Source organism: Chryseobacterium sp., from assembly GCF_029240215.1.
In the GTDB taxonomy this organism is placed as follows: domain Bacteria; phylum Bacteroidota; class Bacteroidia; order Flavobacteriales; family Weeksellaceae; genus Chryseobacterium.
This window is the reverse complement of the sequence record NZ_JARBTK010000002.1, coordinates 83,775-107,222: the sequence shown is the minus strand read 5'-3', so window position 1 is coordinate 107,222 and position 23,448 is coordinate 83,775. Positions and strand designations below refer to the sequence as shown.

At 34.7% G+C, this 23,448-nt stretch carries 22 protein-coding genes and 2 tRNA genes; 14 read left to right on the top strand and 10 right to left on the bottom strand.

The window, feature by feature from the left end; genetic code table 11:
* Position 1 precedes the first annotated feature (1 nt).
* Positions 2–1,090 (bottom strand): acyltransferase family protein, encoded by a 1,089-nt coding sequence (locus tag K0R77_RS04395; RefSeq protein ID WP_300349008.1) that lies wholly within the window; start codon positions 1,088–1,090, stop codon positions 2–4.
* Position 1,091: 1 nt separating this feature from the next.
* Positions 1,092–1,634: a hypothetical protein gene (locus K0R77_RS04390; RefSeq protein WP_300349006.1), complete on the bottom strand. Its 543-nt coding sequence runs from the start codon at positions 1,632–1,634 to the stop codon at positions 1,092–1,094.
* Positions 1,635–1,796: 162 nt separating this feature from the next.
* Between K0R77_RS04390 and rplU the strand changes: the two genes are divergently transcribed.
* Entirely contained in the window at positions 1,797–2,174 is a 378-nt protein-coding gene (gene rplU, locus K0R77_RS04385; protein WP_076561496.1) for a 50S ribosomal protein L21, read from the top strand.
* Between the two features lie 28 nt (positions 2,175–2,202).
* Positions 2,203–2,460 (top strand): 50S ribosomal protein L27, encoded by a 258-nt coding sequence (rpmA, locus tag K0R77_RS04380; protein ID WP_300348999.1) that lies wholly within the window; start codon positions 2,203–2,205, stop codon positions 2,458–2,460.
* 467 nt (positions 2,461–2,927) lie between these two features.
* Here rpmA and K0R77_RS04375 read toward each other — a convergent pair whose 3' ends face one another.
* Both K0R77_RS04375 and K0R77_RS04370 read right to left on the bottom strand, forming a co-directional pair.
* Positions 2,928–5,453, bottom strand: coding sequence for a DUF5686 family protein (locus K0R77_RS04375; protein WP_300348996.1), 2,526 nt, complete (start codon positions 5,451–5,453; stop codon positions 2,928–2,930).
* A gap of 208 nt (positions 5,454–5,661) precedes the next feature.
* Positions 5,662–5,735 (bottom strand) — tRNA-Asn (locus K0R77_RS04370).
* Positions 5,736–5,767: 32 nt separating this feature from the next.
* Here K0R77_RS04370 and K0R77_RS04365 point away from each other — a divergent pair.
* Entirely contained in the window at positions 5,768–5,950 is a 183-nt protein-coding gene (locus K0R77_RS04365; protein ID WP_300348993.1) for a hypothetical protein, read from the top strand.
* On the opposite strand, the gene K0R77_RS04360 is transcribed toward K0R77_RS04365, so the two are convergent.
* The 3 genes from K0R77_RS04360 to K0R77_RS04350 all read right to left on the bottom strand — a co-directional run bounded on the left by K0R77_RS04360 (position 5,916) and on the right by K0R77_RS04350 (position 7,963).
* Positions 5,916–5,989 (bottom strand) — tRNA-Asn (locus K0R77_RS04360). The two genes, K0R77_RS04365 and K0R77_RS04360, sit on opposite strands and share 35 nt — an antisense overlap.
* A gap of 81 nt (positions 5,990–6,070) precedes the next feature.
* Positions 6,071–7,417, bottom strand: a complete 1,347-nt coding sequence (rseP, locus tag K0R77_RS04355; RefSeq protein WP_300348990.1) for an RIP metalloprotease RseP — start codon at positions 7,415–7,417, stop codon at positions 6,071–6,073.
* Between the two features lie 105 nt (positions 7,418–7,522).
* Positions 7,523–7,963, bottom strand: coding sequence for a DUF6646 family protein (locus K0R77_RS04350; RefSeq protein ID WP_300348987.1), 441 nt, complete (start codon positions 7,961–7,963; stop codon positions 7,523–7,525).
* A gap of 99 nt (positions 7,964–8,062) precedes the next feature.
* On the opposite strand from K0R77_RS04350, the gene K0R77_RS04345 reads away from it, so the two are divergent.
* Complete coding sequence (locus K0R77_RS04345) at positions 8,063–8,815, top strand: nitrilase-related carbon-nitrogen hydrolase (RefSeq protein ID WP_300348984.1); 753 nt, start codon at positions 8,063–8,065, stop codon at positions 8,813–8,815.
* A gap of 137 nt (positions 8,816–8,952) precedes the next feature.
* Here K0R77_RS04345 and K0R77_RS04340 read toward each other — a convergent pair whose 3' ends face one another.
* From K0R77_RS04340 to K0R77_RS04330, 3 genes are all read right to left on the bottom strand, one after another.
* Positions 8,953–9,252 carry a co-chaperone YbbN gene (locus K0R77_RS04340; protein WP_300348981.1) on the bottom strand — a complete coding sequence of 100 codons (300 nt, stop codon included), beginning with the start codon at positions 9,250–9,252 and terminating at the stop codon, positions 8,953–8,955.
* Between the two features lie 54 nt (positions 9,253–9,306).
* Positions 9,307–10,716: an MBL fold metallo-hydrolase gene (locus K0R77_RS04335; RefSeq protein WP_300348979.1), complete on the bottom strand. Its 1,410-nt coding sequence runs from the start codon at positions 10,714–10,716 to the stop codon at positions 9,307–9,309.
* A gap of 111 nt (positions 10,717–10,827) precedes the next feature.
* Positions 10,828–11,883, bottom strand: a complete 1,056-nt coding sequence (locus tag K0R77_RS04330) for a hypothetical protein (RefSeq protein ID WP_300348977.1) — start codon at positions 11,881–11,883, stop codon at positions 10,828–10,830.
* Positions 11,884–12,041: 158 nt separating this feature from the next.
* Between K0R77_RS04330 and K0R77_RS04325 the strand changes: the two genes are divergently transcribed.
* The 10 genes from K0R77_RS04325 to miaB all read left to right on the top strand — a co-directional run bounded on the left by K0R77_RS04325 (position 12,042) and on the right by miaB (position 23,436).
* Entirely contained in the window at positions 12,042–13,568 is a 1,527-nt protein-coding gene (locus K0R77_RS04325; RefSeq protein WP_300348974.1) for a helicase HerA-like domain-containing protein, read from the top strand.
* 116 nt (positions 13,569–13,684) lie between these two features.
* Positions 13,685–14,908, top strand: coding sequence for a PolC-type DNA polymerase III (locus tag K0R77_RS04320; protein ID WP_300348971.1), 1,224 nt, complete (start codon positions 13,685–13,687; stop codon positions 14,906–14,908).
* Between the two features lie 72 nt (positions 14,909–14,980).
* A complete protein-coding gene (locus tag K0R77_RS04315) occupies positions 14,981–15,631 on the top strand; it encodes a hypothetical protein (RefSeq protein WP_300348969.1) in 651 nt (216 codons plus the stop codon).
* Between the two features lie 287 nt (positions 15,632–15,918).
* The gene (gene lysA / locus K0R77_RS04310) at positions 15,919–17,118 is read left to right on the top strand and encodes a diaminopimelate decarboxylase (protein ID WP_300348966.1); all 1,200 of its coding nucleotides are present in this window, start codon (positions 15,919–15,921) and stop codon (positions 17,116–17,118) included.
* A 44-nt stretch (positions 17,119–17,162) separates the two neighbouring features.
* Positions 17,163–17,609: a hypothetical protein gene (locus tag K0R77_RS04305; RefSeq protein ID WP_300348963.1), complete on the top strand. Its 447-nt coding sequence runs from the start codon at positions 17,163–17,165 to the stop codon at positions 17,607–17,609.
* Positions 17,610–17,834: 225 nt separating this feature from the next.
* A complete protein-coding gene (locus K0R77_RS04300) occupies positions 17,835–19,568 on the top strand; it encodes a thiamine pyrophosphate-dependent enzyme (RefSeq protein ID WP_300348960.1) in 1,734 nt (577 codons plus the stop codon).
* An 11-nt stretch (positions 19,569–19,579) separates the two neighbouring features.
* Complete coding sequence (locus K0R77_RS04295) at positions 19,580–20,812, top strand: MFS transporter (RefSeq protein WP_300348957.1); 1,233 nt, start codon at positions 19,580–19,582, stop codon at positions 20,810–20,812.
* Positions 20,813–20,920: 108 nt separating this feature from the next.
* Positions 20,921–21,406 carry a hypothetical protein gene (locus K0R77_RS04290; RefSeq protein ID WP_300348954.1) on the top strand — a complete coding sequence of 162 codons (486 nt, stop codon included), beginning with the start codon at positions 20,921–20,923 and terminating at the stop codon, positions 21,404–21,406.
* A 149-nt stretch (positions 21,407–21,555) separates the two neighbouring features.
* Positions 21,556–21,687 carry a hypothetical protein gene (locus tag K0R77_RS04285; protein WP_300348951.1) on the top strand — a complete coding sequence of 44 codons (132 nt, stop codon included), beginning with the start codon at positions 21,556–21,558 and terminating at the stop codon, positions 21,685–21,687.
* A 309-nt stretch (positions 21,688–21,996) separates the two neighbouring features.
* On the top strand, positions 21,997–23,436 hold the full coding sequence (gene miaB, locus K0R77_RS04280; RefSeq protein WP_300348948.1) for a tRNA (N6-isopentenyl adenosine(37)-C2)-methylthiotransferase MiaB: 1,440 nt from the start codon (positions 21,997–21,999) through the stop codon (positions 23,434–23,436).
* Positions 23,437–23,448: the final 12 nt, after the last annotated feature.

Here is a 23,448-nt window from a genome sequence, read left to right as displayed (position 1 = left end):
ATTACTGAGCGGTTTTTTTACGCAGAAATTCTAAAACTCTCCAGCCAAAAGCATCAAATTTCTTTAATCCGGAAGCAATGATAAATGCTAAAATGACATTAATAACGTAGATAATTACCATCAAAACCCACCAAGGCATCAATTCTTTCATCGGAACAACGAGAAAATAAACCAATGAAGAGCTGATTCCCTGCCCGAAATAAAAGAAAATGGCATTTTTCCCGATGTGGGTGACGAAACTTTCTTTTGTGATTTTTAATCGGTTGTAAAAAACGAATAATGTTGTCAGAGAAAATAATGTCCAGATGATGTAAGGTGTTTGAGGAGGAAATTTCTGTTTATTGATTTTAAAGAAAATTTCATTCCCGTAATACAAAAACATCCAAAATAATGCAGCCGCAACCAGTCCGTATAGAACAGGAATTATCTTTGTCGGGATTGTTTTGCCACGCATTCTATTTCCGATAAGGAAAACCGTCATGTAAAAAGCGACATATCCGACCTGTCCGCTTGGATAAATTTCAGGGAAAATATTAAATATTAAAGTTAAAGCAATGCAAATTCCTATAAACCAATTGACGTGTTTCGGGAAAAATCTTAAAATTAAAACGCCGAAAACAGTTAAGATAAAATAAACTTTCAGATACCAGAAACTCCCCATCACAACCGGAAAAGTGTCGGCATTTGAATATTCGTGAAGATACCAATTACCCAAATTTTGCCATTGTGGTGCTGTTGAAATACTTGTCGCAGCATATTTTGACCCGAAAGTAGAATAGAAGCTTTGCAACCATTCGAGTGAGAAAAACGTAAGCCCGAAAATTTTAAAGAAATAATCTAAAAAAAACAGAAGCGTCACAAAAATCATGTAAGTGATCTGTAATTTAAGTAATCTGTACAGGGTTTTTTCGATGTTTGATCCGGAAGTGATTCCACTTAACGCATAAAAAAGTGCAACATCAAAAACCAATGAAAACACACGGATTTCAGGAATAATATAAAACTGCCCCGACCAAAATGCAGTATGAATAAATATAATGGAAAGCGTGGCTAAACCTTTCGCAAAATCGATGTAGAGATCTCTTTTCATACTATTGAGGCAATTCGCTTGTAACTTTTTCTAATTTGTCATAGTTGAAGAAATATAAATTTCCTTCCCATTTTGGTTTTGCTTTTTTCTCAATTCCCCGCAATTCATTTGCAAAAAGTCTGTGATATCTTACAGAATACCAGGAGTTGTAAGAATCGTTATCAATTGAATATAGCGGTTCTCTGAAAACCTCTGAACGTTGCTCAGTGGTCTTATGAAGATGCGAATAACCTTCCATTACAAGGAAAAGCTTGTAGTTATTTTCTTTTGCGAATCTTTCGTAATTTGACATCGGAAGACAATATTGTGAAGTGCAGCCATTCGTGAAAATGTAAACTAAAGATTTTGGATGCTTTGCAAGTTCCGTTTTCAGCTGCTGTCCGTTAATTTTATAAATCTGGGTATTATCAATACTGGCAAAATCTTTCAGAGGTACGATCTGAGTTTTTTCTGCATCAGAGAGTTTTTTATAATCATTGGTTACTCCATATACGGTGCATGAAGCTATTGAAATAAAGCTGATAAAAAGTAATAAATATCTCATGAGTATTTTTTTCAAAAGTACAATTTATTAATAATAATATTTTCTATAATAACGGGTTGAACTTTGTTTTTTGGAAAATGTTGTAAAATTTAGAAATAGTATTTCTTAATTAAAATATAATCAGTACATTTGCACCTCGAATTAACTAAAAATTTATAGACAATGTTTGCAATTGTAGAAATAGCAGGGCTTCAATATAAAGTTGAGCAAGACCAGAAGTTGTTTGTGAACCGTTTGAAAGGAGACAAAGGAGGGAAAGTATCTTTCGATAAAATTCTTCTTACTGTAAACGGAGCAATCACTGTAGGCGCCCCAGCTGTAAGCGGTATCACTGTAGAGGCAGAGATCCTTGATCACGTAAAAGCTGATAAAGTAATCATCTTCAAAAAGAAAAGAAGAAAAGGTTATGAGGTTAAAAACGGTCACAGACAATCTTTAACTCAAATCAAAATCACTGGTATTACAGGATTTGAAGGAAAAAAAGCAGAGAAACCTGCTAAAAAAACAACTAAAAAAGCTGACGCTGAAAGCGCAGAATAATTGTTAAACCAAAAAACCTTAAAATAAAATGGCACACAAGAAAGGAGTTGGTAGTTCCAAAAACGGTAGAGAATCTCATTCTAAAAGATTAGGTGTGAAGATTTTCGGTGGACAAGAAGCTATTGCTGGTAATATCATTATCAGACAAAGAGGTACTCAACATCACCCAGGTGAAAATGTTGGTATGGGTAAAGATCACACTTTACACGCACTTGTTGACGGTAAAGTAGTTTTCAGAAAGAAAGCAAACAACAGATCTTACGTATCTATTGAACCAAACGCATAATTTAATTTAGCGTTATAAAATAAAAAATCCTCAGCATTTATGCTGAGGATTTTTTGTGTTTAATTGTGAGTTTTATTATTTCGGCGGCGGGCAAAGCCCGCCGCCGAAATAATAAAACTATGATATAGATTTTGTGTGTAGCGTTTTAGATAAAAGTAGGATTTGCATAGTGCCAATTATCCACCAAACAGGATATTTTAGTATCAAATACCAAAGATTAAAGCTATCAACAACTTCGAATTTTCTATAAACATTTCTTGTTTCTATTAAAGTAGAGATATAGGGTATGAAAAAGAAGAATAATAAAAATACTACAACCTTGAAAATTGTGTTTCGTTTTATTATAATCTTTTTAATATATAGAAGATAATTTACGAAGACTATTATTGATAAAAATAAAATGTCATAATATGTAAAGTAGGTAAAAGGTTCGGTAGGTTCATTAAAGAAGTACATTTCAAACAATTTTAAAACCCAAACTGAAAACCGGCTTTAATTCCAAACTTAGAAACATCTGGTCGGTCAAGATAGTTTCCTCTCCAGTTAAAGTCTACACGGAAAATTCTGATATTTCCAAAACCGATATTTTCAATGCCAAAACCATATTCGTAATAAACCTGCTCATTAGGCGCAGAATATTTTAAATTTTCAACATTGATATTTTTTGAAGCATCACTTAAAGATCCGTAAGCACCTCTGATAAATGCGACCTCTCTTAGCTTCAGTTTTTTAATTAAAGGAATAAATGAAAGTATTTTACCGTTAAAATGATGCTCAATATGAAGAGTTGAATAAGTGTCGGCAACAAATTCATAATAGTTCAACTGTGCAAAAGTATTCGGAACTAATCCATACGATTGATTCCCGGGAATAACATTCTGTAATGCCAAAGGAACTGTATCAAAGTTTTTCCCAGCTTCAAAATTCAGCAATGTTTTTCCCCAGCTTCCCAAAAGAATGGGTTTGTAAAACATAAACTGCAGCTTGTTATAATTAAAATCAGCATTAAATAAACCTTCAATACCTCTCGTGTATTTCAAAACAATTGTAGGAGCTAAAGTTCCGTGTTCGTATCGGTCAACTCCGGTTTGGGAAAATTTCGCTCCCGGTCTTGCAATCAAACTGATGGTAACGTGAGAATCATTCGTCGTTTTTCTCAATTCGCCATTTCGGTAATACATTAGGCTAAAACCTGATGGATTGGCAGATTTAATACTTTGCATCGTTCCATCTACTCTTACCTGAAAGTTTTTCCAGGGTTCAATAGAAGTGAAAATACTTGTCTGGTTGACCGAGCTTAAAGAAGCGTTTTCACCTCTCGCAAAAACTGTTGAGGAGGCAAATGAACGAGACATAATGCCGTCTTCTGTAGTTAATTGTACTCCGAGTTGGGTGATATCTCTTTTTGTTCCGGCACCAATCATGAAACGATTGACTCTGTTGAACATATATCGTCCCTCAACACCGTATTTAAACTGCTGGTCTTTAAAACCATATGCATTATAAAACTGAATTCTCCACGGATCATTTTGTCCAAAATACGTTCTGGCTCCCAATCTTATTCTGTCGCCTTCTACGTCATTCTTTCCGTAGATTGAAAAAATAGGACCTATATCAATGCCTTTTGTGATGTTGTAATATTGTGAAGCAAGCGTTTCGTATAATTTTACAATACGATTGAATTTTGGTGTCTGCTGAAGCTTATCAAGCATTTCATAAACACCCTGTTCTGTTTTTGAAAGAGAATCGGGTCTTGCTTTTACCCAATAAGCATCATCTTTATCGACAAATTTGGCATCATATTCTTCCTCTTTTCTTGTGAAAACAGAATTATCAAGTGGTTTGTTAAAATCGTATTCAGAATAATCGACGGTTCGTTTGGCAACAATACCTTTTGCTGTCTTCTTTTTTGAAAAAGGAGTCATTTCAATTTCTGTAATGAATTTTTTGGGTAAAAATGTTGCATCATCAGGATTATCATATTCCAGTTCAGTGGAAATGGAATTGATGAAATTGACATTGATTTTGTTTGTTGATTTTAAAGTGGCTCCTAAAACTGCGTAAGAATCTGTGTCGATATAAAGATATCCCTGAAAAGCCAAAACCTCAGTTCTTCTCGGTTGATAGCGTATTTTATATGCGTCTTCTCCACGCACTGAAATGGTATCAACTAAATTATAATCATATGTACTGAAACCGTCTGTTCCAACAGGACTCGGAAACCCAATGTCGAAATAGTTTAAAGTGTTATCGTAAATATTGATATCGCGGTAAAGATTTTTTGCCGTAATCGAAATCACCTGATTATCCTGAAAACCGGATGTTTTTTGAGCAATAAGAAGTTTTTTTGTTTTCTTACCGGGTTTATTTTCCCCGAAATTGGTATAAATAGATTCATTTAAGAAAATAGGAAGTGCCATTTTCCCTCTTGCGGTAGAATCGGCGTAATCAAAGATAAAATCTAATTTATTAAAGATTTTTCTGTTCATGAATGCGCTGTCTAAGTTATTGGCATCAAACTGAATTTTTTCGTATTCTTTGTAAGTATAGGTGTCAAATTTATCAAGACCGTTGTTTCTCTTACGTTTCCAGACTTCCTGCATGATTCTGTATGCCGGATTTTCTTTTTTGTTTTTGTATTTTGTTTTTTCGTTGTGGATGACAACCTCTTCAATGCTGCTTACTTTTTCGGAAGAAAGTTTTATGACAAGATTACTGGCTTTGCCGGGAGTTATTTCAATACTTTCTAAGGCATAGTTTTTTTTCTGAAATTTTAATTTATAAATAATGCTATCCGATTGTACATTGAAATTTCCAGAAGATGTAGTAATAACGGGTGTATTGCTGTCATTGATAAAGATTTCAACAGCATTGATTTCTTTATTTGTTTTGGCATCTACAATTTTTCCGTTTGCTGTATTTTGAGCATGAAAAAGACTGGTTATTAAAAGAGAAATATAAAGGAAGCTATATTTAAATTGATTGGTTGACATCATTCGTATCTTCAAGCATTTAGCTAAACAAAAACTGTGCTGTTTATTATTAAAATTTAAAAGTTTTTAAAAGACTTTTGTATTTATCTGTTAAATGCAAATGTAACGAAAATAACCTATGAATATTGCGCTTAAACGAAGCTTTAAGGCAATAACTGATAAAAATTTATATTGAAATAAAAAGACTTACATTTCTGTAAGTCTTTTGCTCCTCCTGCTGGGCTCGAACCAGCGACCCTCTGATTAACAGTCAGATGCTCTAACCAACTGAGCTAAGGAGGAATGTCCCTCTTTTAAGGTGGTGCAAATATAATATGAAAAACAATATCAAACAAATATTTTCTGCTCAAAATTACGGGAAGCAGGCTATCAGATTATTTTTCAGGAATTTAAATTTTAAAATAATTAAAAAACTGGGAGGATTAAAAACGAAAAAGACCTACATTTCTGTAAGTCTTTTTGCTCCTCCTGCTGGGCTCGAACCAGCGACCCTCTGATTAACAGTCAGATGCTCTAACCAACTGAGCTAAGGAGGAATGTCCTTATTTTTAAGTGGTGCAAATATAGGACTGATATTTATACCACGCAAGTTTTTTAATTACTTTTTTTAATAAAAATTAAAACTTATTGGTGATGATTTTGAAGATGTCTGCTCCGAAAATCAGTAACATTAAGCCTAACAGGAAGATAACTCCTACCATTTGTGCATTTTCTAAAACCTTTTGCGGCACCGGTTTTCCAACAATCATTTCATATAATGTGAAAATAACATGTCCACCATCCAATCCCGGAATCGGAATCAGGTTCAGGAATGCCAGCCAAACTGAAAACATTGCCGTAAAACTCCAGAAAGCAGTCCAGTCAATTGAAACACTTCCGTCTTTCGCTTTGTCAACGGGCATGTTTTTGATGATTGCCAACGGTCCTCCAACTTTTTTATATCCCTGAACTTTTTTGTTGAAAATTAATTTAAATTGTTTTACCTGATACGTTAAACTTTCAATACTTCTTGTAAATCCTCTTCCAATCGATTGTCCGAAAGTAAAGTGTTTAGTTTCGTAGAATTTTTGTAGCTGCTTATAAGAAGCTAAACCTAATGTTCCTTCTTTTGATACTGATAAAACAAGCGGTTGAATTGCTCCACCTCTCATTACGTCGACTTTAATATCTTTTCCTGCACTGTTTCTTACTGTAGTTTGGAATTCGTCATAATAAGAAATTTTCTTTCCGTCTACAGAAACTATTTGATCGCCAAGTTTCAAACCAGCTTGCGCTGTTTTAGGATTGTAAATAGAATCAATTATTGCAGGAAATCTTGGAGTAAGAAATGCTTTGGGATTTTCATCTCTGAAAGCCATGGCTTTTCCTTCGTCATTTGTAGAGAATGTAAATTCTTTTCCGTTTCTCAAAACTGTGATTTCATCGCTTAATAAAACGTCTAAAGCGAGTTTGTCAAGGTTATTCTGAGTTTTTCCGTCAACTTTTAAGATCTTATCTCCATCCTGAAAGCCCATTCCTTTGGCAACGCTTGTATAGTTCATCGGAGCGTCAACTTTCGCAGTATCAAAAGTAGTTTCGCCATTGAAAAATGAAAGACATCCGTAAATAATCCAAGCCAGGAAAAAGTTTACCGTAACTCCACCCATCATGATAATCAATCTCTGCCAAGCTGGTTTTGCTCTGAATTCCCAAGGTTGAGCAGGTTGCTTCAATTGCTCGGTATCCATACTTTCGTCTACCATTCCGGCGATTTTCACATAGCCTCCGAAAGGAAGCCATCCGATTCCGTACTCAGTTTCACCAATTTTCTTTTTTACAACAGAAAACCACGGGTCGAAGAACAGATAAAATTTTTCTACTTTGGTTTTGAACCATTTTGCGGGTAAGAAATGCCCAAGCTCGTGAAGAATTACTAAGATTGATATGCTTAATATGAATTGAAAGATCTTAATTGCTAATTCCATTAATTGTTTTTAGATTTTAATTTGCAAAGGTAACAATTATCAAAAGGATGCCAAATAAAAAAAGCTCCTCAAAATGAGAAGCTTTGTCATATATTGTGACTGCTTTTAAAAATTAAAGGAAACTCCAAGGCTTCCATTGTTCCCTACTTCAGCAAAAACACCTACTTTTTCTGTGAAGAAATATCTTGCGCCGATATGCGCGCCGATTCCGAAATCTCTTCCGAGAACCCCTAAATCAACTCCGGGATAAATATCCAGTTGTTCCGGCAGATCCAAAGCTTCTTTCAAATGAAAATTAACTCTTCCGAAAATAAAAACTCTGTTATCTTCATTATTGTCTTTGTAACCGTCAAAATATGCGTTGGCTCCGGCTCCTACAGACAAAAGCTGATTGAGACCATAATCATAGGTAGCGGTAATTCCTGTTCCGTAACCCCATGCGTTAAGACCCAAATTGACTTTCTGATCTCCTTTCCCAGTCCAGGCTTGTGCGCTGATGGCAGTTCCTGTAAGAACAAACATCAGCATAAAAACCAATTTCTTCATAGATTTTATTTTTAAATTATTACTAATGACAATTTGCAGCAAATATAAAACCGAAACCGATTAAAAAATGTATTTTTATGGAAGTTTTGAATAAGAATTATGAAAATTACAGCATTAAATCAGGATATTGTCTGGAAAAATAAACAAGAGAACTTTAAATTAATTAAAGATCAACTTCAAAATCAAAATGCAGACTTGTTTCTTCTGCCAGAAATGTTTTCAACTGGTTTTTGTATGGATGCAGCTGAAATTTCAGATAAAAATGAAGAGTCTCTGGAGTTTTTAAAGAAGATTTCAAAAGAAAAAAATGCTTCCTTTTGTGGAAGTGCTTCAGTTGAGATTGAAGGGAAGTTCTACAACAGAATGTATTTTGTGAAACCAGATTCTGAAATTACTTTTTACAATAAAAGACATTTGTTTTCATTTTCAGGCGAAGATAAAATTTATAGTCCCGGAAATGAAAGAGTGATTGTAGAATATCTTGGTATTCGTTTTCTGTTACAGGTTTGTTATGATTTAAGGTTTCCTGTTTTTGCGAGAAATAATGATGATTACGATGCGATTTTATATGTTGCCAACTGGCCTGAAAAGAGAGTGGAAGCGTGGGAACATTTACTAAAAGCGAGAGCGATTGAAAATTTATCCTATGTTTTTGGTTTAAATAGAATCGGGACGGATGGAAATGATCTTTTTTATAAAGAAAGTTCACACTGCTTTTTTGCTGACGGAAAAGAAATTGCTGAGAAAAAAGGAAATTTGGTTTCAGCAGAATTAAATTTAGAAGAACTGAAAGATTTTAGAAAGCATTTTCAATTTTTGAACGACAGAGACACTTTTGAGATTCGGCTTTAATTAGATCATTAATTAACAGTTGTTTTTGTCATTTCGTAGGAATCTAAGCAATCTTTTTAGAGGGAAGATTCACGCCTGGATCCCTACGGTATGACAAACAAACTATTTAAAATAAAAAAACTGTGAGAAATCACAGTTTACATATATTTTTTTAAAAGTTGTGTCAGTCGGTTCACATCATGCACACCACTTTCCTTATATAAAAGTTCTCCTTTTTTGAAGACTGCCAAAGTTGGAACTCCACGCACTCCGTATTGTGAAGCGATAGAAGGATATTGATCGATATCAACTTTGATGATTCTTGCTCCTTCGCCAACATTTTCTTTTACTGTTGTTAAAACTGATGACTGTACTTTGCAGGGTTGACACCACGTTGCAAAAAAGTCGATTAAAACAGGTCTTTCTGATTCTATGATTTCCTGAAATTTTTGTGACATACTACAAGTTTTAGATTAAATTGCTACAAGAATAATTCCAAAAAAAACGCTTTATTACAAAGTTTTTGATTGGCATACAAAGTCAGAAGTAGGAAGTTTTTCTGTTTTTTTGATTCCGTTGTAGCCACCTTCTATTTCAGTAAAATTTCTGATTCCGTGGGAGTTAAGAATGCTTGCGGCAATCATGCTACGGTATCCTCCTGCACAATGCAGAAAGAAATGTTCGGAATCGTCAATCGTAGAAACCCATTCGCTTATTGTGTCTAAAGGTTTGTTGTAGGCATTGTCGATATGTTCTGCAGAATATTCTGTCAGTTTTCTGACGTCTATTACTTTCGAATTTTCATTAAATTGTTCGGCAAATTCTTGTGGAGAAATTCTTTTTACTTCATCAGTTTCCTTGTCTGAATTTTTCCAGGAATCAAAACCGCCTTTCAAAAACCCTAAAACATTATCAAAGCCAACTCTGCTTAATCTCGTAATCACTTCTTCTTCAGTTCCTTCATCCGAAACCAACAGCAAAGGATGTTTTACGTCTACAATAAGACTTCCAACCCAAGGTGCAAAATCACCTTTCAAACCAATGTTGATTGAATTGGGAATAAATCCTTTATGGAATTCAACAGGACTTCTCGTGTCCAGAATCAAAGCTCCGGTTTCTTCTGCAAAACTTTCAAAATCCTCCACAGAAACAGGATTTAAGCCTTTCGTCATTACATCATCAAGACTTTCGTAGCCACCTTTGTTCATTGCTACGTTCATTCCGAAATATTTTGGCGGAGCCGTCAATCCGTCTAAAACTTCTCTTATAAAAGATTCTTTATCAGGCTGATTAAGTGCGTAATTTGTTTTCTTTTGATTTCCAAGAATATCTACGGTTTCTTTCTGCATATTTTTACCGCAAGCAGAACCCGCTCCGTGAGCCGGATAAACCGTGATGCTGTCGTCCAGTGGCAGGATTTTGCTGTGTAAACTTTCGTATAATATTCCGGCAAGGTCTTCTTGGGTCATGCTGGTTGCTTTCTGGGCGAGATCGGGACGTCCTACATCGCCTAAAAATAATGTGTCGCCAGTGAAAATTGCAGTTTCTATCCCGTTTTCGTCGATCAGTAGGTAAGTTGTGCTTTCCATTGTGTGACCGGGAGTGTGAAGTGCTTTTATTTTAATATTTCCGATTTCAAAAATCTGATTGTCTTCAGCAATGGTTGCTTCAAAATCCGGCTCAGCAGTCGGTCCGTAAACAATGGGAGCATTTGTTTTTTTGCTCAGATCTAAATGTCCGGAAACAAAATCTGCATGAAAATGAGTTTCAAAGATATATTTTAAAGTGACATTGTCTTTTTCCAGACGATCAAGATAAGGTTTTACTTCTCTCAGCGGATCTATAATTGCAGCATCATTTCCTGATACGATATAATATGCACCTTGTGCTAAACAGCCTGTATATATTTGCTCGATTTTCATCTTCGGGGTTGAGAATTTGTTGTTCTTGATTTGCAAAAATCGTATTTTATTTTTTAAAACCTGCTAAAATAAAATATCAGTTATGATAGAATAAATCTATAAAGTTTTTATTTATTCTAATTTATAAAAAATCTTATAAAAATTTTCGTTGGTATTTTCGGATATGTCTTTATCAATTTTAAACTGAACATAACTTTCTTTTCGTGATTCACCTTCAGGATAATCAATAACTGAATGGAACTTTTCGTAAATATGATCTTTAGTTTTGTTGTTATCTACAATTGTAGTCATTTCATTAAAATACTTTTCTGTTTCTGATGTCATTTTCCAGTCATTTTTATGAAGTTTATAAAATTCAACCATTTTTTCAATAGCGTATACTTCAGAATCAATTTTCATATCATTAAAACCGGTAGAAATTTCTTTTATATCTGAATTTTTTTTCAGCCACTCTATTTTCGATTGTGCAGCAACTATGGTTGCGTTTATCATCATCGAATCTCTTTGAATGACCGGAGAAAGTACAATATCAGGGGCATCATTAATTGGTAAGGGGGTTATTGCGGCAACATTAAGTACGTCAAAATAGGTTTCAACTTTTTGCTTTAATTCTCCTAATTGATCTTTCGTCATATCATCACTGGTAACTCTGATTTTAAATCTCCATCCGCCACATTCATAGATAGCAAGTAAGGATTGTTTGTCGACATATTTTACACCCTTAAAGAAATCTGGCTGTTCTAAAGAATTGCTGAATATTGAATAAACGTAGTTGACCTTGGTTTTTTCATTAGATAGTTCTCCGAATGACGGTTTCAGATCAACACCTGGTGAAGAATTATGATTTAAGGCATATTCGTACGACAAAAATTCATCTCTAAGAAGATGATTGTCGATCTCATTTTGCGGATAAATATAGATAGAAAGTACGGTTTTATTTTTTTTTGATTTTTGTTGGACATAACTGATTCCCATATTTTTGTTTTTGGAATCGTAAGAACGCACTGTTACTCTTGTAAATCCTGACCATAATGATGGAAAAACAGTTTTTGTCCATTGATGTGTATAATCATCTGTAACTTTAAGATCAACTGCCTTTTGTGTTTTTTGTGAAAAAAAAATTGCTGACAGAAAACAAAAGAAAAAAAGTAGATTTTTTCTAAACATAATTAATATTTTTTCTTGATATATTCTTAAGGCTTTTCTTAAAAAAGCTATTGTATGCGCTAAATTAAATTTATTTTAAGAAAGAAGCACAAAAATTAACGATACAAAGTAAAGAGACTCCTAAAAAATTTTATCTTTAGATGTTAAAAAAAAATCAAATGGCAGATAAAATAAAATTTATTGACGAACTTACCCCAAGATACACTCCAAAAGGTGAACATATCATTTTAGGAAAAGGAATGTTGGACGGTGATGTTGTCAGCGAAGTCAACGTTACAATTCCTTTAAAAACCATCAACCGTCATGGTCTGATTGCCGGAGCTACAGGAACAGGAAAAACAAAAACGCTTCAGGTTTTCGCCGAACAGCTTTCTCATGCGGGGGTTCCTTCTTTGGTTTTAGATATCAAAGGGGATTTTTCTGGTATTGCAGCATCCGGACAAATGAATTCGATTATTGAAGAGCGATATGCAAAAACGCAGCTTCCTTACAATCCCCAGGACTTTCCTGTAGAATTGATGACAATTTCCGGAGAAAAAGGGGTGAAACTGAGAGCAACTGTTACCGAATTCGGACCGATTTTATTATCAAAAATTTTGGAACTGAATGATACACAGCAAAGTATCATGTCAATTGTTTTCAAATATTGTGATGATAAGGGTTTACCATTAATAGATTTAAATGATTTGAAAAAAGTCCTTCAATATGTAACCGATAATCCTCAAGGTAAAACCGAATTGTCTGCCAATTACGGATCAATTGCTTCTGCTTCTTTGGGGACAATTTTAAGATCAATTGTTGCTTTGGAACAGCAAGGTGCTGCAAATTTCTTTGGTGAACTGAGTTTTGATGTTCATGATTTGCTTGAAACCAGAAGCGGAAAAGGAGTTGTCAATATTTTAAGAGTTGCCGACATTCAGAATAAGCCACAATTGTTTTCAACGTTTATGCTTTCACTTTTTGCTGAAATTTACATGACATTTCCGGAAGAAGGTGACAGCGGAAAACCTAAGCTGGTTCTTTTCATTGATGAAGCTCATTTGATTTTTGATGAATCTTCTAAAGCTTTGGTTTCTCAGATTGAAACGATGGTAAAACTGATCCGCTCTAAGGGGGTTGGGATTTATTTTATCACACAGATTCCCGGCGACGTTCCAGAGAATGTGCTTTCTCAATTAGGTTTAAAAATTCAGCATGCTTTGAGAGGTTTTACGGCAAAAGATAAAAAAGAGATTTCTAAAGCTGTTGAAAATTATCCGACAACGGAGTTTTATAATGCTTCTGAATTGATACAGAATCTGGGGATTGGTGAAGCTTTTATCACTGCTTTAGATGAAAAAGGAATTCCGACTCCACTGGTTCACACTTATTTAATTTCTCCAGAATCAAGAATGGATGTTCTGAATGAGGCTGAAGTTTCAGATTTAACGAGCAGATCAGTTATGGTTTCTAAATATGAAAAAGCACTCGACAGCGAATCTGCGTATGAAATTTTAGTGAAAAGAATGGAACATGCCGTTGAAAATTCTGCCCCGACCCAAAAAACTAAGCCGGTGAAAGAAGAACCCGGAATGTTTGAGCAGGTTTTAAAAAGCAGAGCAGGAAGAACTTTTGCAAATACCTTAATGAGAGAAGGCGCAAAAGCGATTTTGGGAATGTTTGGTCTGGGAGGAAGAAAGAGATAAGGTTATTCTTTTGTATTATTTAATGTATTTTCATTATTTTAGCAAAATTTCATTTTTATAAATAGCATTTTTCAAAAAAGGTTTCATTTTTTTGATATAAGCTTAGTAAGATTAAAATGTATTCAATTATAGATATAGAAAGTAATGGTGCAGGTTTCAGGAAGGAATGCATTATAGATATTGCCATCTACCGATATGATGGTCATAAAATTGTCGACCAGTTTATTTCTCTTGTCAATCCTGAAAGCGATATCACCCCTTTTGTTCAAAAACTGACCAATATTACACCAAATATGGTGAAAACCGCCCCGAAATTTCATGAATTGGCTAAAAGAGTTATAGAAATTACAGAAGGCACAACATTGGTTGGCCACAATATCGATTTTGATTACAGAATGCTTCGTCAGTCTTTTCAAAGGCTTGGTTATGATTTTAAAATCAATACTTTAGATACGATTCCTTTAGCGAAAAAACTGATTCCTGATGAGGTAAGTTATTCTTTGGGAAAACTTGTGAGATCATTAGGGATTCCTTTGGTGAATGCTCATCGTGCAGAAGGTGATGCAAGAGCGACTCTGGAATTGTTTAAACTTTTGGTTTCAAAAGATACCGACAACGAAATTATTCAAGAGCAGCACGAGGAAACAAATGCTAAAACCTATATCAACAAGATCAAACTTTTAACTCAGGATTTGCCTGGAGAAAAAGGGTTTGTTTATTTTCAGAACGAATCCGGGAAAATCATTTTCTCTGATTATGTTCAGGATATTAACAGGTTTTCTAAAAAACTTTTCAATTCAAAATCAAAGAAATTTATTGAGATTCAGAAAAATGTAGAGCAAGTAAATTTTGAATTGACAGGAACAGATATTATTGCCAAATTAATTCAGAATTCTAAAAACATCAAGAAAAGAGAAACGCTTCCGTTCGGGCTTTATTTTAGAAATAATAAATATATCGTTGAAAAAAATACGCTCAACAAACAGGAAAAGCCAATCCTGAAATTCAGATCGTTTACTCAAGGTTCAAAAGCAGTACAATTTATAGGGAAAATTGAAGAATTTTCTGATGTTGAAGCTTTTAAAAAGAAAATAGATTTCAAAAAAAGAAATGAACTTTGGCTGGGAGGTGGTAGAAAATTAGGTGAAAAATTATTCCTGATTATCGAAAACGGAAAAGTTGTGTCCTATGGTTTTTATGATTTATTTACTCAAATTCAAACTTTAAGTAAAATCTCAAAACTTAAGTTAGATTTGCCTCTTTCGACTGCGGATTTAAATAATGAATTGCAATTGGCATTGTTGCGAGGTGATTTCGAAACCTTACCGTTACCGAAATAAAATTTCTGATCAGGAAAGTTCTTGTTTTTATTATATTTGGATTGATTTTCGGATAGTGAAAAAAGCAAAACTATGATCAGTAAAAAATTGCTAAGAGCTCTTCTTGTATTGAGTGTCTTCACCTGTTTTTTATCAAAAGCACAGAAGATAGCATTAAAAGCGACGGATGTTATTCTGTCTCAGGTAACAGCTAAAGATGCAAAATATAAGAATAAAAATGCCTTGGTTTTAGATATTAAAGGCGAAGTAACCAATGAAAAGACATTGGCATTATTGAAAAATATCGATTTTCATAACGGCACTATCGAAGCAACAATTTCCGGACAGCCCAATTCTAACGCCAGTGAAACGGCTCGTGGATTTGTAGGTATTGCTTTCCGGGTGGCAGAAGATATTTCTAAGATGGAAGTCTTTTATTTGCGTCCTACCAACGGACGGGCCAATGATCAGGTTCGCAGAAACCATTCTACCCAGTATATTTCCTGGCCTGAATATCCGTGGGAAAAATTAAGAAAAGAAACTCCGGAAAAGTATGAGGCTTATGCTGACATGATGCCCGGTGAATGGATAAAAGTAAAAATAGAGGTAAAGGGTGAGATGGCAAAACTTTATGTAAATGGAGCTTCCCAGCCAACACTTATCGTTAATGATTTAAAACAAGGTGGTAATCTGCGGGGAGGAATAGGGCATTTCACGGACCTTAAAATAACCAAAGAAGATTAATAAGATTTACCTGAATTTCTAAATAAAATAATAGATTTTTTAAAGTTCGCTTATTGGTTGATTCAGAGACGTTATCATTAATTTTTCTGAAGTAAAAAAATAAATAGTACTTTTGCAAAAGAATAACAATAAGCAATGCAAAATTTTAAACAAAATCAAACCGGGAAAAAGGGAGCTGTAAAGTTTTCAAAGGTTTGGAATACGTAAAAGAGCTGCCTTGCATAAAAATAAGTAATGTGGCAGACTCTTTTCGAAGAATCTGCCTTTTTTTATGTTAAATTAAAATTATGAATCCAAAAGAATTATTAAAGATTGCCCAGGAATTTGGCACACCGGTGTATGTTTATGACGCTGAATCAATCAAAACTCAATACGAAAAACTTACATCTTCTTTCTTAAAACACACCAAGTTCTTTTATGCTGCAAAGGCTTTAACGAACATCAATATTTTAAAATACATAAAGAATCTGGGTGCTTCTTTGGATTGCGTATCAATCAGTGAGGTAAAATTAGGCTTAAAGGCGGGTTTTCCCAAAGAAAAAATATTATTCACTCCCAACTGTGTTGATTTGGCTGAAATCGAAGAAGCAATGCAGCACGGAGTCCATATTAACATTGATAATATCTCAATTCTTGAGCAGTTCGGGAACAAATACGGAAGTACATATCCAATTTTTGTGAGAATCAATCCGCACATTTATGCAGGTGGAAATCACAAAATTTCTACAGGACATATCGATTCAAAATTTGGTATTTCTATTCACCAGATGCGTCACATCGAAAGAGTAACGAAAAGTACAAATCTGAACGTGGAAGGTCTCCATATGCATACGGGAAGCGAAATCAAAGATCCTGAAGTATTTTTACAGGCTCTTGAAATTATGCTTGAATTGTCTGAACATTTCCCGAATCTGAAATATCTGGATATGGGAAGCGGATTCAAAATTCCTTATCAGGAAAGTGATATGGAAACTGATGTAAAAGCTTTAGGAAAGAAAGTCGAGAAAGCAATTTCAGATTTTTCTAAAGAAACCGGAAAGAAATTTGAACTTTGGTTTGAGCCGGGAAAATTCCTTGTTGGAAAATGCGGTTATTTATTGGTGAAAGCGAATGTTATTAAGCAAACAACGGCAACGGTTTTTGTAGGAGTAAATTCGGGATTCAACCATCTGATCCGTCCGATGTTCTATGATTCTTACCATACGATCGAAAATTTATCAAATCCAAAAGGTGCTGAAAGAATTTATACCGTAGTGGGAAATATCTGTGAAACGGATACTTTCGCCTGGGACAGAAAACTGAATGAAGTAAGAGAAGGAGATGTTTTGGCATTCCATACAGCCGGAGCTTATGGTTTTGAAATGAGTACAAATTTCAATTCTAGACTAAAACCTGCTGAAGTTCTTTTCTTAGACGGAAAAGCGCATTTGATCAGAAAAAGAGATGAGTTTGAAGATCTTTTGAGAAATCAGATTGAAGTTTTGTAAATTTCACTAAAAGGTGTATCTTTAATAGAACAAAAAGATAACATATGAAAAAAATATTTTCAGCTTTAGCTATTATGGTTTTCGCATTTTCGTTTTCTCAGACTTCTGTAAGTGTGAAGTCAGATAAAATGCAGTTAGAGAAAATTTATCCTGGTGGTCAGGAGAAATTTGATAGAGATTTGCAAAATAATCTGGAATATACAGCAAATTCTTTTCAGGCAATAGGAGATTTTAAATTAAACTTCATAGTTGATGAAAACGGAAAAATTTCTGATATAAAACTTCTACCTCAGCTTTTTGACAAATCTTTTGAAAAAGAAGTGAAAAGAGATGTGATGAGAATGAAAAAACATTTCGCAAATAATAAAAATCAGAATATTTCTGTAGCATTGAATTTTTCAAGAGATTATAGATCATCTGATGATAGACAAGCTTTTATGACTAATGATAATAATGCAACGACTCATCAAAGCTATTGTTCGACAAAATAATTTTAAATAAATATAATATAAAATATAAATCATACTCCGCAAGAAATTGCGGAGTATTTTTTGCTGTACACTCAAATGAGAATAAAAGACGGCGTATTGCTTCTTTAAGAATCTTTTATTGACTAAATTTGATTATTCATTAATTATTCGAAGAATTATGAATGGTAAATTGATTTTCCAATTCTATTTTTCAAAGTAGACATTAATTTAAACAAAATATTAATTATGGCTAAAAATATTGCAGAGCAAATTGTTGAAATGCTCGAAAACGCTAATGTCAAAAGAATATATGCCGTAACCGGCGACAGTCTTAATCATCTAAATATCGCTGTAAAGAAAAGCAGCATCGAATGGATTCATGTAAGACACGAAGAAGTCGGAGCATACGCCGCTGCCGCTGAAGCTGAACTTGATGGTTTTGCTGTTTGTGCAGGAAGCTGCGGTCCAGGTCATGTTCATTTGATTAATGGGGTTTATGAAGCGCACAGATCCCATGTTCCGATGTTGGTGATTGCATCAACAATTCCAAGCAACGAAATGGGCATGGATTATTTTCAGGAAACCAATACAATAAAACTTTTTGATGACTGCAGTTATTACAATCAGATGATTACAAGACCCGAACAGGTTCAGAGAACATTACAAACTGCAATTCAACATGCTATTTCTAAGAAAGGTGTTGCGGTGATCGGTCTTCCGGGTGATGTTTCTGAGCTTGATGCTGAAGAAACAACGACCTCAACTCAGATTTTTAAAACAAATCCAGTGATTCGTCCGTCAGATGAAGAATTAAATCAATTGGCAACTTTAATTAATGACAGCAAAAAAGTAACAATTTACTGTGGTATTGGTGCTGAAAAATCAAATGCTGAGGTTGTAGAATTAGCTAAATTTTTAAAAGCTCCTGTAGGATACTCATTCCGTGGAAAAATGGCAATACAACCAAACAATCCAAATGAAGTAGGCTTGACCGGACTTTTGGGCTTACCTTCTGCATATCACGCAATGCACGAAGCAGATCTTGTTCTTCTTCTTGGGACAGATTTTCCTTATCAGAAATTCATGCCAGTTAAAAATAAAATCATTCAGATTGATGAAAGTCCTGAAAGATTGGGAAGAAGAGCCAAATTAGAATTGGGTCTTATGGGTGATGTGAAAGAAACAATCAAAGCTTTACTTCCATTGCTTAATGAAAAAACAGATGCAAATTTCCTCAATCAACAATTAGAATTTTATGGAAAAGTAAAAGAGCATCAGTTGACATATGTAAAAGAATTCGGAAAAGAAGATGCAATTCAGCCTGAATATGTTGCACATACTTTAGATCAGATTGCAAAAAAAGACGCAATTTTCACTGTTGATACAGGAATGTGTTGCGTTTGGGGTGCGAGATTCATTACCGGAACAGGTGAACGAAAAATGTTGGGATCTTTCAACCACGGATCGATGGCGAATGCGATGCCAATGGCAATTGGAGCATCTTTAGCCTATCCGGGAAGACAGGTGATTGCCATGTGTGGTGATGGCGGTTTGTCGATGCTTTTGGGTGACATGGCAACAATATTTCAATATAAACTTCCAATCAAACTGATTGTTTTTAATAACAGAAGTCTTGGTATGGTAAAACTTGAAATGGAAGTCGGAGGAATGCCCGATAATGAAACAGATATGATCAATCCGGATTTTGCAATGATCGCTCAGGCAATGGGCTATCCCGGAAAAAATGTTCATAAACCGGAAGAGGTTGCAGGAGCAATCACTGAATGTTTAAATCATAACGGACCTTATCTTTTAAATATTTTCACCAATCCAAATGCATTGGCACTTCCACCGAAAATTGAATTTGAGCAAGTAATCGGAATGACGAAATCTATGGCTCAACTGATGTTGGGAGGAAAAATGGAAGAAGCTTTAGATACCGTAAAAAGCAATTATAAACATATCCAGGAATTATTGTAATGGGTAGTTCTTTGAAAAAATTCTATGTCATTGCATGGGTATTCGGTCTTGTCTTTTATTTTTTAGATTACGTGATCAGAGCCGCACCCGCAGTAATGATTCCCGAATTGGTAAGTAATTTTAAAACTACCGAACTGAAACTGATCAGTATGGTAGGAATGTATTATTATACATATTCCACCTGCAGTTTGATTGCCGGAGTTGCTTTAGACAAATTCGGAGGAAAGCGCTCTCTTCTTACGGGTTGTTTGATTTTAGGAATAGGATGTTTATTATTTTTAATTTCAAGCCAGACCGCAGGGATTACCGGAAGGTTATTGCAAGGTGCAGGCTGTGCCTTTGCTTTTCCGGGCTGTGTTTATCTTGCGAGTAAAGGTTTTTCGTCAAAATCTTTGGCTACAGCCATCGGAGCAACACAATGCATCGGAATGTTGGGAGGAACTGCCGGACAATTTTTAGTAGGACCCTGGGTAGAAGAAGGAATTAACATCAACAGTTTCTGGCTTTGGTCAGGAATTGTAACGATTATTATAGCAGTTTTGCTCTACTTTTTCACCCCGATAGATGATCAATCTGATGAGCCGGAAGAAAAACCGCATCAATCGGTTGGGTACTTAGAAACGTATAAAATTGTTTTTAAAAATCCTCAATCATGGCTTTGTGGAATTATTTCAGGACTTCTCTTTGCACCCACAACTATTTTTGCGATGACTTGGGCAGTTGCTTTTTTCGAGAAAGACAGGCAGTTTCTTTTTCGTGAAGCAACGATTACAAGTGCGATGGTAGCTTTTGGTTGGGCTTTTGGCTGTCCTCTTTTAGGTTTTATTACAGATAAACTGGGTCGTAGAAAACCTGTTTTAGTTGGTGGAGCATTATTGATGATTTTAAGTTTTCTTCAGATGATTTATCTGCCAGATCTGTACACTGCGAAAATCAGTATGTTTATTTTTGGAGTAGGTTCCGGAGCGGCAATGATTCCATATTCTGTGATTAAAGAAACTAATCCCGATTATGTAAAAGGAAGTGCAACAGGAGCGATCAATTTTATTACTTTTGGGGTCACTACTTTACTGAGTCCTGTTTTCAGCAGATGGTTTGGTGAAAGTTTAGATACTGCTTCAGGAGATTTACATTTCCAACATTCGGTGTTGTTTTGGATTGCAGGAATTGGTTTGGCTGTCTTAATTTCATTCATGTTAAAAGAAACTGGAAGTAAGGCAAAAAATCAGATTGTTACGAGTTAAAATTTATCACATAAGATTAAAGGAAAACCTCGTACTCTTGTATGAAGTTTTTCTTTTTTGTCAGTATCTAATTTTTATCTTTGTTTCAGGAATTTAAAAATAAAAATTATGAAAAATTTAATTTTGTTATTAGCCTTTTTTGCTTTTAATATTTCTTTTGCGCAGGACGATCTTGAGCAGAGAGATGATTCTTTCATTATTGAAAATAATAAAAACCTCTTGAAAATTGATATTCAGGAACCGTTTCTGCAAGTAGCACTAAAAGATTGTAAAGATTTTAAAGCTGCGGGTTTTGAAGGAGGTGCCGCTTCTTACAAAGAACTTTTGAAAAAATATATGTTTACTTATTTAAATTCAGATTATTATACTTTGACGGGTGAATTTACCTTTACACTGACTATTGATGCCGCCGGGAAAGTAACTGATGTAGAAGGTTCGCCGAAAGTTTTAAACAGCGAGGTTTTCTTTGATGATATGCAGTATGTTGTAAGAAGAATCAAGAAAAACTGGTCTCCCGCAACCTGTAAGAACCAGCCTGTAAAAACTGAAATGAAACTTAAAATGAACTTTTCTTCGGTATCAGCGGATTTTTAATTTATGGGAAAATATATTTTACTTTTTTTTCTGTTTGTTGGTTTTTATGACATTCGCTCAGGAAACACAAAACGAAAACAGAATATCAGCCAACGCAGAATTTCCAGGTGGAGATTCTGCTTTTTCCCAAGAATACCTGAAAATGATTCATGCCTACATCGCAGTTTGTAATCAAAAGAGTAGGGCAAAAATGGAAACTAGCAATGAAAGAAGGAAATCCCGTTGTTTCAAAAAAAGTTATTAAAATCAATTTTACTTCAGACCATTTTGATCATGATTAAAAATATGGAGACAAAATTTTAAATTGTTAGTCTTACTTACGGTAGATACACAAAGTATTCTGAGATCTTAAAGAACTCCTCCGGGACTTATAAAGAATGATTAACGAAATCGAAAATGTCAAAAAAAATGAGACCTGCGAAAATTCTTCCTGTAAAATATAGATTTAGGCTTCAATTGCGTTTTGGTAATCCGGAATAACATCCTGCCATTCTGTCACAATATTTTGTATCTTTGCAAATTCAACGAGTTTAAAAATTATCAGTTCAAATGTATTGGAATTTAAATTTTAAACCTAAAACAGACTTATCGTGCAGGAAAAATATATAGACGAGACAAAACAAGGTGAAGCTTTTGCCATCGCAGAGAAAACCGGGAATTCTAAAAAACTGTTTTTAGAAAGCTATGGTTGCCAGATGAACTTCTCTGATTCTGAAATTGTTGCTTCTATTCTTAATGATCAGGGGTATAATACTACGCTGAAAGTTGAGGAAGCAGATCTGATATTATTAAATACTTGTTCTATCCGTGAAAAAGCTGAGCAAACCGTGAGAATGCGTCTTGCACAGTTTAAAAATCTTAAAAAAGAAAGACCCAACATGACGGTTGGTGTTTTGGGTTGCATGGCTGAAAGGCTTAAAACTAAATTTTTAGAGGAAGAGCAGCTCGTAGATTTGGTTGTAGGTCCGGATGCATACAGAGATTTGCCAAACCTTTTGAAAGAAACTGAAGACGGAAGAGATGCTATCAATGTAATTCTTTCAAAAGAAGAAACTTATGCAGATATTAATCCTGTTCGTTTAGGTGGAAATGGTGTGACAGCTTTTGTGACAATTACAAGAGGTTGTGATAATATGTGTACATTCTGTGTAGTTCCGTTTACAAGAGGTAGAGAAAGAAGCCGTGATCCACATTCTATTTTGGAAGAATGCAAAAGTCTTTGGGAAAGTGGATATAAAGAAATTACTCTTTTAGGACAAAATGTTGATTCTTACCTTTGGTACGGAGGCGGTCCTAAAAAAGATTTTGCAAAAGCATCAGAAATGCAAAAAGCTACTGCAGTTGATTTCGCCAAACTTCTGGATTCGGTTGCAAAAGCAGTTCCTCAAATGAGAATCAGATTCTCAACATCCAATCCTCAGGATATGAGTCTGGATGTTTTCAGAACGATGGCAAAGCATGATAACATCTGCAATTACTGTCATTTGCCGGTTCAGAGCGGAAGCAACAGAATGCTTGAAGCCATGAACAGACAGCATACCCGTGAAGAATATTTAGAATTAGTTAGAAAAGCGAAAGAAATCGTTCCCGATATTTCTTTTTCTCAGGATATGATCATTGGTTTCTGCAATGAAACCGAAGAAGATCATCAAGATACATTAAGTTTGATGAGAGAAGTAGAATATGACTACGGTTATATGTTCTCGTACTCTGAAAGACCAGGAACTCCGGCTCACAAAAAAATGGAAGACAATATTCCTGCTGATGTCAAACAAAGACGTTTGGCAGAAGTTATTGCTTTACAGGGCGAGTTGTCAAGAAAAAGAATGCAAGGTTATGTTGGGCGTGTTCACAGTGTATTGATCGAAGGAATTTCAAAGAAAAACAAAAACCAGTGGAAAGGCAGAAACTCTCAAAATGCAGTTTGCGTTTTTGATATGCTGGAAGGTCAGAAATTAGGTGACATTGTGGATGTTTTTGTGTATGATAATACACAAGGCACGCTTTTAGGGGAAACGGTTACAAAGTGAAATATGTCTAAA

Excerpts from the sequence above, each read along its gene's own strand:
- K0R77_RS04395 (WP_300349008.1), bottom strand. The coding sequence starts at position 1,090 with ATGAAAAGAGATCTCTACATCGATTTTGCGAAAGGTTTAGCCACGCTT.
- K0R77_RS04390 (WP_300349006.1), bottom strand. The coding sequence starts at position 1,634 with ATGAGATATTTATTACTTTTTATCAGCTTTATTTCAATAGCTTCATGC.
- rplU (WP_076561496.1), top strand. The coding sequence starts at position 1,797 with ATGTTTGCAATTGTAGAAATAGCAGGGCTTCAATATAAAGTTGAGCAA.
- rpmA (WP_300348999.1), top strand. The coding sequence starts at position 2,203 with ATGGCACACAAGAAAGGAGTTGGTAGTTCCAAAAACGGTAGAGAATCT.
- K0R77_RS04375 (WP_300348996.1), bottom strand. The coding sequence starts at position 5,453 with ATGTCAACCAATCAATTTAAATATAGCTTCCTTTATATTTCTCTTTTA.
- K0R77_RS04365 (WP_300348993.1), top strand. The coding sequence starts at position 5,768 with ATGAAAAACAATATCAAACAAATATTTTCTGCTCAAAATTACGGGAAG.
- rseP (WP_300348990.1), bottom strand. The coding sequence starts at position 7,417 with ATGGAATTAGCAATTAAGATCTTTCAATTCATATTAAGCATATCAATC.
- K0R77_RS04350 (WP_300348987.1), bottom strand. The coding sequence starts at position 7,963 with ATGAAGAAATTGGTTTTTATGCTGATGTTTGTTCTTACAGGAACTGCC.
- K0R77_RS04345 (WP_300348984.1), top strand. The coding sequence starts at position 8,063 with ATGAAAATTACAGCATTAAATCAGGATATTGTCTGGAAAAATAAACAA.
- K0R77_RS04340 (WP_300348981.1), bottom strand. The coding sequence starts at position 9,252 with ATGTCACAAAAATTTCAGGAAATCATAGAATCAGAAAGACCTGTTTTA.
- K0R77_RS04335 (WP_300348979.1), bottom strand. The coding sequence starts at position 10,716 with ATGAAAATCGAGCAAATATATACAGGCTGTTTAGCACAAGGTGCATAT.
- K0R77_RS04330 (WP_300348977.1), bottom strand. The coding sequence starts at position 11,883 with ATGTTTAGAAAAAATCTACTTTTTTTCTTTTGTTTTCTGTCAGCAATT.
- K0R77_RS04325 (WP_300348974.1), top strand. The coding sequence starts at position 12,042 with ATGGCAGATAAAATAAAATTTATTGACGAACTTACCCCAAGATACACT.
- K0R77_RS04320 (WP_300348971.1), top strand. The coding sequence starts at position 13,685 with ATGTATTCAATTATAGATATAGAAAGTAATGGTGCAGGTTTCAGGAAG.
- K0R77_RS04315 (WP_300348969.1), top strand. The coding sequence starts at position 14,981 with ATGATCAGTAAAAAATTGCTAAGAGCTCTTCTTGTATTGAGTGTCTTC.
- lysA (WP_300348966.1), top strand. The coding sequence starts at position 15,919 with ATGAATCCAAAAGAATTATTAAAGATTGCCCAGGAATTTGGCACACCG.
- K0R77_RS04305 (WP_300348963.1), top strand. The coding sequence starts at position 17,163 with ATGAAAAAAATATTTTCAGCTTTAGCTATTATGGTTTTCGCATTTTCG.
- K0R77_RS04300 (WP_300348960.1), top strand. The coding sequence starts at position 17,835 with ATGGCTAAAAATATTGCAGAGCAAATTGTTGAAATGCTCGAAAACGCT.
- K0R77_RS04290 (WP_300348954.1), top strand. The coding sequence starts at position 20,921 with ATGAAAAATTTAATTTTGTTATTAGCCTTTTTTGCTTTTAATATTTCT.
- K0R77_RS04285 (WP_300348951.1), top strand. The coding sequence starts at position 21,556 with ATGCCTACATCGCAGTTTGTAATCAAAAGAGTAGGGCAAAAATGGAAA.